This is a genomic window from uncultured Lacinutrix sp., assembly GCF_947500325.1.
Taxonomy (GTDB): domain Bacteria; phylum Bacteroidota; class Bacteroidia; order Flavobacteriales; family Flavobacteriaceae; genus Lacinutrix.
This window is the reverse complement of the sequence record NZ_CANMRQ010000004.1, coordinates 243,473-259,616: the sequence shown is the minus strand read 5'-3', so window position 1 is coordinate 259,616 and position 16,144 is coordinate 243,473. Positions and strand designations below refer to the sequence as shown.

General features: G+C 32.5%; 12 protein-coding genes. 6 read left to right on the top strand and 6 right to left on the bottom strand.

The genetic code is table 11. From position 1 onward, the window contains the following. The first annotated feature begins 22 nt into the window (after positions 1-22). From nrfH to Q0997_RS07595, 6 genes are all read left to right on the top strand, one after another. On the top strand, positions 23-622 hold the full coding sequence (gene nrfH / locus Q0997_RS07620) for a cytochrome c nitrite reductase small subunit (protein WP_299886904.1): 600 nt from the start codon (positions 23-25) through the stop codon (positions 620-622). 11 nt (positions 623-633) lie between these two features. After that, entirely contained in the window at positions 634-2,133 is a 1,500-nt protein-coding gene (gene nrfA, locus Q0997_RS07615) for an ammonia-forming cytochrome c nitrite reductase (RefSeq protein ID WP_299886901.1), read from the top strand. A gap of 87 nt (positions 2,134-2,220) precedes the next feature. Beyond that, complete coding sequence (gene ccsA, locus Q0997_RS07610; RefSeq protein WP_299886898.1) at positions 2,221-5,364, top strand: cytochrome c biogenesis protein; 3,144 nt, start codon at positions 2,221-2,223, stop codon at positions 5,362-5,364. 2 nt (positions 5,365-5,366) lie between these two features. Continuing rightward, positions 5,367-7,205, top strand: a complete 1,839-nt coding sequence (locus tag Q0997_RS07605; protein WP_299886896.1) for an SLC13 family permease — start codon at positions 5,367-5,369, stop codon at positions 7,203-7,205. Positions 7,206-7,406: 201 nt separating this feature from the next. Then, positions 7,407-8,240: a universal stress protein gene (locus Q0997_RS07600; protein ID WP_299886893.1), complete on the top strand. Its 834-nt coding sequence runs from the start codon at positions 7,407-7,409 to the stop codon at positions 8,238-8,240. Positions 8,241-8,293: 53 nt separating this feature from the next. Next, positions 8,294-8,728 carry a hypothetical protein gene (locus Q0997_RS07595; protein ID WP_299886890.1) on the top strand — a complete coding sequence of 145 codons (435 nt, stop codon included), beginning with the start codon at positions 8,294-8,296 and terminating at the stop codon, positions 8,726-8,728. 113 nt (positions 8,729-8,841) lie between these two features. Here Q0997_RS07595 and Q0997_RS07590 read toward each other — a convergent pair whose 3' ends face one another. The 6 genes from Q0997_RS07590 to Q0997_RS07565 form a co-directional block, all read right to left on the bottom strand. Beyond that, entirely contained in the window at positions 8,842-10,011 is a 1,170-nt protein-coding gene (locus Q0997_RS07590; protein ID WP_299886887.1) for a BamA/TamA family outer membrane protein, read from the bottom strand. 54 nt (positions 10,012-10,065) lie between these two features. Beyond that, positions 10,066-10,476: a hypothetical protein gene (locus Q0997_RS07585; protein WP_299886885.1), complete on the bottom strand. Its 411-nt coding sequence runs from the start codon at positions 10,474-10,476 to the stop codon at positions 10,066-10,068. A gap of 4 nt (positions 10,477-10,480) precedes the next feature. Then, positions 10,481-11,164 carry a hypothetical protein gene (locus Q0997_RS07580; RefSeq protein WP_299886882.1) on the bottom strand — a complete coding sequence of 228 codons (684 nt, stop codon included), beginning with the start codon at positions 11,162-11,164 and terminating at the stop codon, positions 10,481-10,483. Positions 11,165-11,249: 85 nt separating this feature from the next. Beyond that, positions 11,250-11,912, bottom strand: a complete 663-nt coding sequence (locus tag Q0997_RS07575) for an ion channel (RefSeq protein WP_299886879.1) — start codon at positions 11,910-11,912, stop codon at positions 11,250-11,252. A 4-nt stretch (positions 11,913-11,916) separates the two neighbouring features. Further along, positions 11,917-15,027: an efflux RND transporter permease subunit gene (locus Q0997_RS07570; protein WP_299886876.1), complete on the bottom strand. Its 3,111-nt coding sequence runs from the start codon at positions 15,025-15,027 to the stop codon at positions 11,917-11,919. A gap of 25 nt (positions 15,028-15,052) precedes the next feature. Next, positions 15,053-16,144: an efflux RND transporter periplasmic adaptor subunit gene (locus Q0997_RS07565; protein WP_299886872.1), complete on the bottom strand. Its 1,092-nt coding sequence runs from the start codon at positions 16,142-16,144 to the stop codon at positions 15,053-15,055.

Here is a 16,144-nt window from a genome sequence, read left to right as displayed (position 1 = left end):
TTCAATATCTTTATGTAATCTCTTGAAGCTAAAAATCAGCATATTACCCAAGGATTCCAAATGGCGAAAAACAGCAATGTTTTTTATAGCTATTGTTATTGGCATGGGCTTGTTTATGGCTAGAGAATCAAGAATAACTTCTTATTTATCTGATGATCCTTTAGCCTGTGTTAATTGCCACGTCATGACACCAGTTTACAACAGTTGGATGAATAGTTCTCATCGTGAATGGGCAAAATGCAATGACTGTCACGTACCGCATAATAATGTATTTAATAAGTATTACTTCAAAGCCAAAGATGGTTTGTATCACGCTTCTGTTTTTACAGCTAGGGCCGAGCCAGACGTTATTAAAATGAAAGAAGCTTCTCAGAAAGTAGTACAACAAAACTGTATACGCTGCCACGTACAACAAGTAACACAAGCAAAATATGATGGTTGGTTAGAAGGTCATAACGAAAATAGAACAGGTCGCCAATGTTGGAGTTGCCACAAACAAGTACCTCACGGCAAATTACACGGTTTAACAACTGTAAAATTTAACTTGGCGCCTTTACCAACAGATAAAGAAGAATTAGTTATTCCGTCTTGGATGGAAGACCAACTTGGAAATAAAGATTAAAACCAAAAAAGATGAAAAATAAAGTATTATTTATCGTAACCATCATAGCAGTTTTCCTGCTGGGCTTATTAGCCTCAAGTATTATTAACAGGAAATCTGAAGCAAAGTACCAATTTGTACCAAAAGTTGATATTGCAGAAAATGAACCTCGAAACGAGGTTTGGGGTGAAAATTTTCCGCTTGAATACCAATCGTCTTTACAAACTTTAGATACCACTTTTGCATCTTATCAAGGAGGTTCTGTTATGCGTGATGTTCTTGAAGAAGATCCTCGTTTAGTAATTTTATTTGCAGGTTATGGTTTTTCTAAAGATTATAATCAAGGTCGTGGTCACGCGTATGCAATTGAAGATATTCATAATACATTAAGAACTGGTGGTCCAGAAGGAAAAGGAGATGGACCAATGCCAGCAACCTGTTGGACATGTAAAAGTCCAGATGTACCACGTTTAATGAATGAGATTGGTATTGCTGAATTTTACAGCGGAAAATGGGCAGATAAAGGTGCTGAAATTGTAAACCCGATTGGTTGTGCAGATTGTCACGACCCAAATAGTATGAAACTACGTATTACGCGTCCAGCTTTAGTTGAAGCGTTTGATGCTATGGGAAAAGATATTAATCAAGCAACGCATAACGAAATGCGCTCTCTTGTTTGTGCGCAATGTCATGTTGAGTATTATTTCGATAAAAAAATACCAGGAAAAGAAGGTGTGCCTTATTTAAAATTTCCTTGGAAAGATGGTTTCACAGTTGAAGCGATGGAAAACTATTATGATAACATCGAATTTTCAGATTGGACACATAAATTAAGTAAAACACCAATGCTTAAAGCTCAACATCCAGGTTATGAAACATTTGTAACTGGCGTTCACGCTGATAGAGGTGTTTCTTGTGCAGATTGTCATATGCCTTATAAAAGTGAAGGCGGACAAAAATTTACAGATCATCACATTCGTTCTCCTTTAAGTAATACGTCTAATGCTTGTCAAGTCTGTCATAGAGAAGAATCTAGTAAACTAATAGCTAATGTATATGAAAGACAACGTAAGGCTACTGAAAACCGTTTAAAACTAGAAGACCTTTTAGTTAAATCTCATCTAGAAGCTAAAAAATGTTGGGATTTAGGTGCGACTGAAGCACAAATGAAACCAATTTTAACTGATATTCGTCACGCACAATGGCGTTGGGATTATTCGGCAGCATCTCACGGAGCATCCTTTCATTCTCCTGTTGAAACTGCTAGAGTTATTGGTTCTGGTTTAGTTATTGCACAAGAAGCTCGTGTAAAATTAGCACGTATGTTGGCAACTCTAGGTCATAACAAACCAATTGAAATGCCAGATGTGTCTACTAAAGAAAAAGCACAAGAATTTATTGGCTTAGATATGGAAAAATTGCATGCTGAAAAAGAAGCCTTTAAAAAGAACTTATTACCAAAATGGCTAGAAGAAGCTAAAGCACGTGAAGCAACATATGACGATAAGAAAGCTGTTTCAGCTACAGATTAGTTTTTAACCAAAATAGATTTTATAAGATGCCATTCTGTAAAACTACAGAAGGTATCTTTATTATTTGAAACAACCACAACACCATAAATGAATAAACTCTATCGCCTACTCGCTTCTCCAATATTAGCCACCTTACTCTTGTTTGTATTTGCAATCGCTATGGCTGTCGCTACCTTTGTAGAAAACGATTTTGGTACAGCAACCGCATGGAAACTCATTTACGATGCTTGGTGGTTTGAACTCGTTATGGTTGGTTTAGGTATTTGTTTTATAATGAATATCTACAAATACAAACTTTTCCGTTTAGAGAAGTGGCCATTATTACTATTTCATTTGGCGTTTATTGTTATCCTAATTGGTGCAAGCATCACGCGTTACAATTCTTATGGCGGTATTATGCGTATTCGCGAAGGTGCATCGTCTAATGTTATTATTTCTGATGCCAATTACCTTCATATTCATTTAACCGATGGAAAAACAACGAAAACCGTTAGAAAACCACTAACCTTTTCGCCTTTAAGTGATAATGATTTTAGTATTACTACAGAATTTAACAATACATCAATTACAGTATCATATAACGAGTTTGTAGCAGATGCGATTCCGCAGATAAAAGACGATCAACCTAACGGAAAACCGATGATTCAAATGGTAGTTTCTGCAGGAAATGGACGAGAATCTGTGTTTTTAGAAAAAGGAGAAATTGAAGCTATTGGACAACACCAACACAAAGTTGGTTTTGAAGTTGATGAACCAGGTGTTATTAATATCATGGAAAAAGACGGTCTGTTTAGTATTCTGTCACCTAGAAATTTAAGCACTTTCGTTATGGCTACTGAAACTGCTGGAACGATTAAAAAAGACAGCGTACATACCATTCAATTACGCACCTTATATCGTGATGGCGATGCCTCTTTTGTGCCTTTATCATTTCATCCAAAAGCAACTATTGGTTTAATTAGCGAAGCAGAAAAACCAAAAGATAACGACGAGCAAAAAGACGATGCTTTAGTTGTAAACGTGAAAGTAAATAACACCGAAAAAGAATCGACTTTATTATACAGACAAGGTTTTTTACCAACAATGCACGATATTGAAATAGAAAATATTAAAGTATCGTTATCCTATGGTGCAGAACCTGTAATCACACCTTTTTCTATTCATTTAGACGATTTTCAACTGGAGCGTTATCCAGGTTCTACAAGTCCTTCAGCATATGCAAGTGAAGTAAAAGTGATTGATAATAATACCGAAACGCCACATCGTATTTTTATGAATAACGTTTTAGATTATAAAGGCTATCGCTTTTTTCAAGCCAGTTACGATACTGATGAATTAGGAACTGTTTTGGCTGTAAATCACGATGCTTTAGGCACAAACGTGACGTATTTAGGTTATTTTTTAATGATGATAGGTATGTTTTTTACACTCTTCGGAAAAACCTCGCGTTTCACTTTAATTAATAAGAAATTAAAGAAGCTTAAAAGCGCTACTCTATTGCTACTCTTTTTTAGTATTTCAAGTATTTCATTTTCACAAAATGAAAAACCTGAAATTCCAGAAATAACCATTGAAACTATAAAACAACAAACGGTTAACGTACAACACGCCGAATTGTTTGGGCGCTTGATGGTTCAAGATTTAGACGGACGTATAAAACCAATTAATACACTGGCTTCTGAATTTTTAAGAAAGCTGTCTCGTAAACCGTATTTCAAATTCACTAAAAACGGAGAAAGTATTCGCTTGACTGCTAATCAAGCTTTTTTAGCAATGCAATCGTCAGCAAATGTTTGGCAATTCATTCCGATAATAAAAGTAGATGCTAAAAAAGGTGGTGTGCTTTTTAAAGATTTAGACATTAGCGAGGATGGATTAGTGTCTTTTATTGGGTTATTAGATGATAAAGGAAAATACCTTTTAGGAGAAGTTGTTGAGCAAGCCAATAAAAAGAAACCTGCCGAGCGCAGTGAGTTTGACAAAGAAGTTATAAAAGTAGACGAGCGTTTTAATATTTTATTTAATGTTTGTTCTGGAAATTATTTAAAAGTGTTTCCCAATAGTAATGATGACAATAATACTTGGTACAGTCAAACGCATCATTTTGAAGATTTCCCAGCTGAAGACGGTCAGTTTGCAAAGCAAATAATTCCGAATTATTTTAAAGACGTCAACGAAAAAAACTGGGTAGATGCTAGTGAGAAACTTGACTATATTAAAACGTTTCAAGATGTTTTAGGAAAAGAAATTATTCCGAGTAGAAAACGTGTAGAAGCCGAATTATGGTACAATCAGTTAAACCTAAACTTCTGGTTGTTTCAGGTGTTTTTCACTTTAGGCACTATTCTTTTAGTGTTATCCATAGTTAGAATTTTTAGTCAGAAAAAAGCTGTTGAAATCATTTGGAATACCTTCATATTATTAACACTCATTAGTTTTATTCTATTTACAGGAAACATCATTTTACGTTGGTATGTGGCGCAGCACGCACCTTGGAGTAACGGTTACGAAATGTTGGTATTTGTAGCTTGGGTTTTACTACTCTGTGGTTTAATGACATTTAGAAAATCGGATTTTGCCTTACCGCTTTCTACGCTATTCTCTGGCGCTTTATTATTTGTTAGCTATCTAGATTGGTTGAGTCCAGAAATAACCAACTTAATGCCTGTATTAAAGTCGTTTTGGTTAAAAGTACACGTAGCAACTATTGTTAGTAGCTATGCTCCTTTAGCTCTATCTGCTGTCTTAGGTTTTATGGCATTGTTGCTATATGTTTTTAGAACAGAAAAAACGAAAGACGCTATCAATATTCGTATTAAAGAGCTCACATACATTAATGAAATCTCAATGACGATAGGTTTATTCGTTTTAGCAGTAGGCACGTTTTTAGGTGGTATTTGGGCAAACGAAAGTTGGGGGCGTTATTGGGCTTGGGACCCAAAAGAGACTTGGGCACTTATTAGTATAATAGTCTATGTGATTGTTTTGCATTTACGTTTTATTCCTGCATTAAAAAGTCGCTATGTTTTAAACACAGCTAGTGTATTTGCATTTGGCTCGATTATTATGACCTCGTTTGGAGTAAATTACTATTTATCTGGTCTACACAGTTATGCTGCTGGAGACCCAATTCCTATTCCAAAGTTTATTTATGTGTTAGTAGCTATTGTTATTCTAGTTTCGGTTTTGGCTTATATTAGAACGAAAAAATTTCAAACTAAAAAAGTATAGTTATGATTACTGTTTTAATTATTCTAACAATAACCATTATTCTTTTTGTTTGGGGAAAATTTACGCCAGATATTATCGCTTTAATGTCAATGCTAAGCTTATTTTTATTCGGCATATTAGATTTAAACGAAACATTAAGCGGTTTTAGTAACCCAACAGTTATAATGATTGCTTCCCTTTTTATTATTGGAGAAGGATTATCTCAAACGGGTTGGACAGCTTTAGCAGGACAAAAGTTTGTACAATGGGCTGGTAAAAGTGTTCCAAAACTATTAGTATTAGTCACATTAGGCTCTGGTGTTTTATCTGGTTTTGTAAGCAACACTGGAACTGTTGCAACTCTATTACCAGTTACAGTTTCTGCAGCATATAAAATTGGAACGGTACCCTCAAAATTATTAATGCCTGTTGCATTTGGTTCGAATACTGGTGGTTTATTGACTTTAACTGGAACACCTCCAAATATTATTGCTAGTAATGCATTAGTAGAAAATGGTTTTGAAGCCTTTTCATTTTTTGAGTTTGCTTTAATTGGAATACCATTGTTATTAATTTCTGTTTTATATTTTCGATTTATAGGCTCTAAATTACTTCCAGAAAATACAACCGAAAATCAGCCTATAAACATCGATTCTGAAATGCACGAATGGATTGAAAACTATAGTATCGATGAAAATATTTATCGCTTGCGCATTCGCTCTATGTCTCCACTATTAAACACAACAATAGGAGAATGGAACTTTGAAGAGAAATATAATATTTCAATTATTAGATTAAAAAGAAGAAAAACTAATCCTTTAAAAGGTATTAAGACATATGTTGAATTTCCGTCTATAGATACTGAAATGAGATACCACGATATCATTACTGTTAAAGGAGAAACTGAAGCTATTGATAAATTTATTATAGATTTTCAACTTGGGATTATTCCTTTTAAAAATGAAGACGACAACTTAAAAGAAGAATTTATTAATCAAGAAGTTGGTATGGCTGAAATGATTGTGACACCAAAATCACTTTTTTTAGGGCACAATATTCCTATGGGATTGTATTTAGAACAAGCTGGTATTCAATTATTAGCTGCTTCAAGAAACAACAAACCTCTAAAAGATAAAAATATTGCTGTAAAAGCTGGTGATGCTTTTATTATTCGTGGCACGTGGGAACGTATCGAACATTTAAAAAGCGTGTATAAAAATCTTGTTATTTCTGGAAGCCCAGAGAATATGGCTAAAGATGTAAATAAGCTTACATATAAGTCATATATAGCATTAACTATGCTTTTAGTAATGATAGCATTACTCGTCTTTAAAATTGTTCCTGGAGCAATTGCTGCTATGATTAGTGCAGGCGTTATTTTATTAACCGGAGGTGTGCCTATGGCGAAAGCCTATAAAGGCATTAGTTGGATAAGTGTTATTATGATTGCTGCTATGATCCCAATGGGTCTTGCTCTTCAAAAAACTGGTATTGCAGAACTTGCTGCCAATAGCTTGGTTTCAAATTTAGGGAGCATACATCCTATAGTTTTATTAGGTGGAATATTCTTATTGACAACAGGCTTTAGTCAAGCAATTAATAACTCTGCTACTGCTGTTTTAATGGCTCCTATAGCTATTATTGCAGCAACGTCTTTAAATATCTCTCCGCAGCCTTTTATGATTGTTGTTGCTATCAGTGCTTCTACTGCCTTTCTAACACCAGTTGGAACAACCACAAACGCAATGGTAATGGCTGCTGGCGATTATAAGTTTATGAATTATTTAAAAGTAGGAACTCCATTACTGCTGTCATTCTTCATACTATCTTTAGTTCTAGTGCCTTTAATTTGGCCTTTTTAATTTTAAAGAAAACCATTAGATAACCAATTTTGATATAATTATGAATCTTCAAAATGATAATTCAAGAATCAAGACAAGTATTAACAATGTGTATTGCAAACATTTAAATTTATGCAGATTACCTCTATTAATGATACTTTAAAAGTTAATATTAACTCATTTATTTGTAAATTTATAGTATAATAAAACAACTTAAAAGATATGAAAAAAATAATCTTACCTGTTGATTTCTCTAAGCATTCTGAATATGCTCTAGAAGCGGCTGCGGCATTAGCAAAAAAACATAATTCTCAACTTATTGTTATGAACATGCTAGAATTATCTGAATCTATATTTTCTGAATCATCTTCAGATAGGCAGAATGAAATGTTGTTTATGCTGGCATCTGCTAATAAAGAATTTGAGGAGTTTTTAGATAAAGATTATTTAAAAGGCGTAGATGTTGTAGCTATGATTAAGCATCATAAAGTGTTAAAAGAAGTTGACGAAGTTGCTAAAGCGGAAGGTGCCGATTTAATTGTAATGGGATCTCGTGGGCATAGTAATCACGATGGTGTTTTTACGGGTTCTAATACTGAAAAAGTAGTACGATATAGTGAGACTCCAGTGCTTGTTGTTAAAGGCAAAAACACTAATATTGATTTTGATAATGTGGTCTTTGCCACAGATTTTTCTGAAGAAAGCGTGCCTGCCTTTAAAAAAGCGTCTAAATTATTAAAAGAATTAGGAAGTAATACGTCTTTATTACATGTAAATACGCCAAGTGCTGCTAAATTTAGAAGTACTCAAGAAATTGAAAGCAATGTGAATAATTTCTTAGCAAAAGCAGATGCTAAAGATTGGTCTGATAAAATTAATTATGTTGCAGATTATTCTATTGAAGACGGTATTTTAAATCACTCAAGTAAAACTGGAGCAAAAGCAATAGCAATGACTACTCATGGCAGAAAAGGTTTAAGTCATTTCTTTGGTGGTAGTATTTCTGAAGATGTTGTAAATCATTCCAAATTACCTGTATTAACTTTTAAAATGTAATACTATAAATATAAACTGAAACTTAAAACTTTAACTCAATAAAGATTAAAATTATGAAAAGTATTAAAGCATTAATTATTATAGTTTGCATTTTTGCAATATCAAGTTTAAATGCTCAAGGTCAAACCGAAAAGGAGAATGAAAAAGTGGAATATGGATACGGTATTTTTTCAATGGAAGAATTCTCAAATTTACATATATGGGTAGACAACCAAGTAAAAAAAATGATGTTGGGAGATAAATTGCAAACTGAATATGACACCTTATTTGGTTTTCATTTAGGTAAAATAGGACGCTTTAAGGAAAAAGAAAACAAAGAAAAAGTTTTACCAAAAACAGAATATTTAAAAAGTATTAAAGTACAAATTAGTAAACTAAATTCGAGTGTAGAACCTATTCTATCTATAGATCAAAATAAAAGACATTTAGAGTTAATGGCAGAATTTGAAAAAATTCTTACCAATAAACTGCAATCAAAAAAAGAATAACCCTATAATTAGCTCTTTAGTGAATTTTAAGATTGCTTAAGAAAATGTAAAAACAAAGAGGCCTAAATTAAATTTAGGTCTCTTTGTTTTGTGAAATAGGCTAATTTGTCTTATTAAAAAGCCTCTGTAAAACCAATAGAAAATGTTTGAGCATCTCCAGCTCCGTATCCAAAATCGAATCTTAAATTCCCTCTATTTTTTTTATCTAACAAAACACGTAATCCAATTCCTGCTCCATAACGAAGATTATTAAAATCAAACGATTTATAATCTGCAGAAACTCTACCAGCACTAGCAAAAGCAGTCGCTCCAAAAATTGACCATATTGGTAGCCTATATTCTATTTGCGCATCACCGATAACTTTATCTCTAAGCGCTCCTTTATAATAACCTCTCATTCTTTGATCTCCACCTAAAAGTGCTAGTGAATAAAAAGGAACATTTCCTGAATTGGCTTGAGTATAAACTTGAAGTGCGATTACATGTTCTAACCATGGGTTAAAATATTTTCTAATATCTAATTCAAATGAGTTGTACTTATAATCACTTCCAAAAGCCTTATTAAAAAGAAAGAAATTTGTTTTAAGATAAAACCCATTTTTAGCATTAAACCTAAAATCTCTAGTATCATAAATAATACCTAAACCCAAACCTGATGAAACTCCACCATCAACTCCTGGATAATTTGTTCTTGTAATAAAACTATCTGGTTCAGTATCTATAGCTGTGTAATTTTTAAATTGCACTAAAGCTCCAGCGTATAATGTTTTTTTCTGATTTATACTACGTAATACACCAATGTCAAATTCAAAACTTTCAGTAATTACACTTTCTATATTATCTTCGGAAATTGTATTTCCAACACCAAAAATAAAAGATGGGAACTTAATATACCTAACACCAGCTGTTACATTTAACTTATTCTCATTAAAGAACATATCACCAGAAATGACACCTTTATATTGCCCTTTTGTGGCATAACTAACTAGAGCATCAAATTTAGAATCATGAGAAATAGTATCACTCTTCACTAGGTTTAATAAATTGTATTTAGCTAAACCAAAAATAGTTCCAGATTCAGTAGAATATGCAAGTACAGGTACAGGCAAAATTTTAAACAAAGCTTCTCCCTTTTGGCTATATCTTTCAAACTTGCTTAATGTATCTTTGTTTACTTCAATAGTATCTTTAGAGCTCTGAATACTTGTATTCTTTACAGATGAACAACCTGATATTAAAACGAGTAGAATTAATAATACTAATTCTTTTCTAATTTGATTCATTAAATGATTTTAAATTATTGCTCTTCTTTTAACCTACTTAGTGTTATGAAACGTTTAAGAATTAATGCCTTTTATTCCTTCTTTATATGCATTCATATCTTTTCCAGCATTTATTAAATCTAAAGATTTTGCAACAATATATTTAACATTACTTGGATTAAAGCCCATAGCTGTAGCCATACGCCCTAGCCATTTCACTTGATCTTTATGAGGCATTTTATGATCCTCTGCGACAACAGTAGTAAGTGTATAGAAGTTCTCTAGGCGGCTATTATATGTATAAGGAGCTACAATATCAAACTCCATATAACTCTCAATGACCTCAAAATATTCTGAATCGGTTATTCCTAATTTCTTTCCGAAAGCTTGTAAATATTGTTTTTCTTCATCAGATGCGTTATTGTCTCTAAGCGTAATTTTCATTACTGCTGCATAAGCATCATAATATTGGCTTTTAGATTCCATATTTTTATTTTTTAAATTGCTTGATTATAATATTACTGAACTTTTTTAGTATTTGTTTTGCTGACGATGGATCAGTAATTTTTACTTCATAAAACCCTGTAAATTGTTTGTCCTTTTCTAATGTTAAATCATAGAATACAGCTTCTAAGGTATATGTTGTAGAACTTAATAATTGACTTGAAACTTGATCATTTTCATTATAATTAGGTCTTAAATCTCTACTTAGGTATTCTATAGAATGTACATTATAGTAATCTGTAAAAGTAAAACCATAACGTCCTCTATTAACAATAGAACTTGCATTCGTATCTTCCTTTTCTGGTATAGATTCTTCTACTTTAGTCCCTTTTAAAGCTGTTAACAATATACTTTGTATACCTTCTTTAGAAAAGTCCTTAACAATAGTATTTATTTCTTCTTGACTGCGATTAGATTTTTCTTTTAAATCTGGAAATAATTTATGCGCTGATATGGCATTTATATCTTCATTTTTCAATTTTGAAACTAATTCATTCTCATAAGCTTTTTGTACCTCTTTATCATTTGATCTAGCGACAACTAATACTTTTTTAGTTTTTGCATCTTGAAAATCTTCAGAAGACCAAGTGTTTGAAAGTTTAACAGTCGCACAATTTGTTAGTACAATACTTAATACTATTAAAACAATAATTTTATTTAATTTCTTCATAATTTTTCTAAAGAATAACCTGTGTTTTTTGATTGATCTATTTTGAGTTTTTGAATAAATTAAAGATACAGATTATTAATTTTAATTATTCATTTTTAACAGTTGTTTGATTAATATACTTACCTACCACAATAGCTGTTAATACTACTAAATACATTTGCCCAATTAAGCCAATTAAAATAGCTGCTTTATGTGCTAAAGCACTAACTGGTAATATATCACCATATCCTATAGTCAATAAGGTTATATAGCTGTAATACATTAAGTTTTCTGTAATTGAAATACCTTCAATTAAACCCAAAAACGAATTAGGATATACCATTTCGATACTCAAGCAAATAAAAAAACCTATTAATCCTAACGAAACATAACCACTTATTAATCCGAAAATCACATTTTTATTAACCTTATTAGCTTTCCAGACTTGTTTTATAATTTCTATAGTCACCACTATATAAAACAAAAAATAAGTTAACATTTTTATTGGACCTATAAGTGCTTCATTTGTTTTTTCTATTAATTCCGAACCAAGTATTACTGTACTAATAACAAGTAAAGCAACTAAAAACCACATTGTTTTTTTCTGTTTTGATAACAGTACAATTCCAGCAAAAAGATTAATTAAAAAAAGTAGTGGAGATAGATAGGTTTCAAATACAAAAGATGGCACTATAAGTGAACCAAAAAGTATTGCTATTTGACTAAAAAAGAAAACCTCAAAGCGATATGGAAATAGTTTCTTTAGCATTTTTTTAATCTAATAGCTCTTCATTAAACTCATATTCTTTATAATCTACTTTATACATTACACTGTAAAAAGCTGGAATGAACAATAATGTAATTACTGTTCCAAATAATAATCCAATCATGATAGTTACTGCCATTGGCTCCCACATTTCGCCTCCACCAAGATATAATGGCACTAAACCTAATACTGTGGTGAATGTTGCTAATAGTATAGGTCTAAAACGTTGCAAACAAGCAGCAATAATAGCATCTTGAGGTTTTCGTTTGAGTTCATTTTCTTCAATTTCAATCCTATCTACTAGAACAATAGCATTATTAATAACGATTCCTGCTAAGGAAATGACACCCAAAAATGCCATAAAGCCAAATGGAACGCCAAACAATAGTAAGCCTAAAACCATACCAATAATACCAAGTGGAATGGTACATACAATCATTATCATTTTTCTAAACGAATTAAACTGAATAATTAAAAGCATCACAATTATAAAAGCAGATAATGGCAAATAACTAGCAACTGCACCCATATTTTCTGCTGAACTTTTAGCATCACCTCCTAATTCGTAACTATAGTCTTTTCCCCAAATCTCTTTTTGCTCTTCTAACCAAGGTGTAATTGCTTCAGTTACTTCTGAAGCATTTCCTGTAGTCGTTAATTCACTTGATACTTTAATGGTACGTGTTAAATCGACACGTTTAATTTTAGAATATTGCCACTCAGGAACAATTGAAGCTACTTGTAACAATGGTACACTTTTACCTGAACTTTGTGCATAAACATTTAGTGTTTCTAATGAAGACAATGATTGTTGTTTACTTTGGTTACTCTTCATAACTATAGGAATAGATTTGTCACCTTCTCTATATTCTCCTGCTTGAAAACCATCTAAAACCGTTTGTAAAGAAGTTGCTATATCTTGATTAGTAACGCCAGCAGTTTGTGCTTTATTCGGATCTATATCAATTACAAGCTTCTTCCCTTTTGGTCCCCAATCATCTTTAATATTTTTTGTGCCAGAAATAGTGAATAGCTTGGCTTTTATCGCTTCGGCAATACTTGCCAATTTATCTGGATTATCTCCAGATACTTCTATTTCTACAGGTGTTCCACCACCACCAGAACCTAGCAATCCAACCTTTATATCTGCATTAGGGAAGTTTTCAAAACCAAAAGCGTCTAATTTTTCAACCATTTGATTATTCACCAAAAACGAAGAAGTATTTATTAAAATATGTGCATAGTTTGAATTTGCTTCATCTGCATTATAACCTAAATCATAAGCGGAAGGTCCCTCGCCTATATAAGCTGACCAATCTACAATACCATCGGATTTGTTCTCTGTTGTTTTTAACTCTAAAAGCATAAAGTCTTCAAGTGATTTTACAACAGTAGTTGTGCTTTCAATATTAGTTCCTTCTGGCAGATTTACATCAACCGTAATCATATTACGATCACTATCTGGGAAAAATACAAAACCTAGAAATCCGAACCCAAAAATGGATAAAAAGAACATAAAAATAATTAGTAACAAAACCAATTTCTTCCACGATAAGGCAAACAAAATAAGGTTTTTGTACTTATTTTTTAATCCATTGATTAACTTATCCAAAAAACTAACTTTACCTTTTTCTTTTGGTTTTACTTTTAAGAAAAACACACAAAATAATGTGATAATACTTAGAGCAATTACCCAAGATGATAATAATGCTATCGTAATAACTACAAAGATAGGTCCCATAATATCTCCCATAACGGATTCTGCCATAAAAAAGGCTAGAAACGCTGCAGAGGTGGTTAGTGTTGAAATTAGTAGTGGCGTAAATAATTCTGAACAGGAATCTATGGCTGCTTTTTTCACAGGAATACCAGCTTCCATTTTCACCATTACAGATTCGGCAACCACAATGGCGTTATCTACCATCATACCTAATGCCATAATTAATGCTGCTAATGAAATTTGATTTAATCCAACATCAATTAATCCCATGATCATTAAGGTTGTAATGGTCACAATTGGAATTAAACTGGCGATAACTAATCCTGTTCTTATACCTAAAAAGAATAACATGACTGCCAATACAATTGCTATGGCTTGTAATAAATTACCAATGAAATCGCTAATTTTCAAGTCTATGTATTGATCTATAGATGCTAAACGAGAAACTTCCAAGCCAACAGGTAATTTGTCTTTCCATTCGCCTAGAACGACATCAATCTCCTCTCCTAGTTTAATGATATTCGCTCCTTCCTTAAGTGATACATGTAATGAAATAGCATCTTTACCATTAATACGTACTTTTTGCGTTGGTGGATTAATGTACCCTTTATTAATGGTAGTAATATCTTTTAATGCCACTACTTGCCCATTTTGACCAACTGGAATCAACATTTCACGTATAGATTCTACATCATTAAAATTTCCTGTTGGTTCTAAAATAATACGTTCTGCCTCTACATTAATTGTTCCTCCTGAGCTTAGAATATTAGTTCCTGAAATAATATTTTGCAGCTTATTCGCTGTTAAACCATAGGTTTTTAGTCTAGTGTTTTCAAATTCCACGAAGACACGTTCTGACTGTACTCCATTCAATTCTACTTTTGCAGCATCTTCTAATTTAATTAAATCATCTCTTAAATCATCTGCATAATCTTTCATTTCAGCATAGGCAAATCCGTCAGAAATTAAACCTACAGCAATACCAAAAACTTCACCAATACCATCATCTTTTAAGTGAGGACTTACATTATTTGGTAAACCTTGTACTGAACTTAATTTGCGACGTAAACGATCCCAAACAGCCTGTAGTTTTTCTGGTGACACTTCCATTTTAAGCTCTACTTGAACTACAGAAAGCCCTGTGCGCGAGGTACTTTTTACAACTTTTAATTCTGGTAGTTCCTGTGCAACTTTTTCAATTTTATCGCTAACCAATTCTTCAACACGTTCCGGACTTGCGCCAGGAAAAGAGGATACAATAGAAGCTACTCTAATAGTATAAGGCGGCATACTATCTCTAGACAGTGACGCATAAAAAAGAGCACCCATAACCATAACTACAACTAGAATACTTAAAACAACACGATTACGATTTATTGAAAATTCGGTTAGATTCATACTTTAATGTTTTGGTTGGTAGTTATTATTTTAATCTTACATCTTGACCGTCAAGCAACGTTTGTAGACCTGCAGTAGCAATTTTATCACCGCTAGCTAATCCGCTTTTTACTTTAAAACCATCTGTTGTGAGTTCTCCTAATTCAAGATATTTTTTATTTACTGTTCCTGTAGTTTCACTTTTAGTTGTAATTATAAATACAAATCGTCCTTTTCCATCTTCTCCTACTGCCTTTAATGGTATAATTAATGATTTATCAGCGGTAGCATTAGCATCTGTAAAGTCGAATGTTACACTAACTGCCATTCCTGGTTTAATTTCTTTTGCTGGTGAATCTATTCCAATTGATGTGTTATATGTTGCAGAATCTGGATCTATATTTGGTGATAACTCAATCACTTTTCCATCCATTATCTTTCCTTCAATTGATGAAAACTCTAATTTAGTTTCCATTCCAATAAAGACTTTATTAACTACAGATTCAGGTAAACCTACATCTATTTTCATTTCTTTACCTGCATTTAAAACAGCAAACTGATGACCAGCACTCACACGTTCACCAACGCCTCCATCAGTACTTGCAATTAGCCCATCTTTTGGTGCTCTAATAATACCATAACTTAATTGTGTGGCTTGGATACTTTTATTTCGTTTAGCTGATTCAAATTGGTCTAAAGCGGTTTGATACGAATTTTTTGCACTTTCATAATCACTTAAAGAATTGCTTCCTTTTTCGTATAAAGACTTCACACGATTTAGGTTAGACTTAGATGTGTTCATAGAAGATTGAGCACTTTTCAAGGCTGAAACACTTTGCTCGTAAGCCAAGCTTGCTTCTACATTATCTAGCTTAGCAATAATGTCTCCCTTTTTTACTTTTTCTCCTTTCCAAAAATTAACTTTAGTAATAACACCACTGCCTCTAAAACTCAACCCTATTTCGTCACCAGCTTTGGCAACACCACTAAACGTTCTAATTTTTTGAGTATTTACATCACCAACTACAGCATACTTAACTGGTCTTAATACTGTTTCTTTTACTTTTTCTTCTTCTTTACAAGACACAAAAGCGATTAAACTTAATAGTGTGATTAGTGTATACTTTTTTATTTTCAT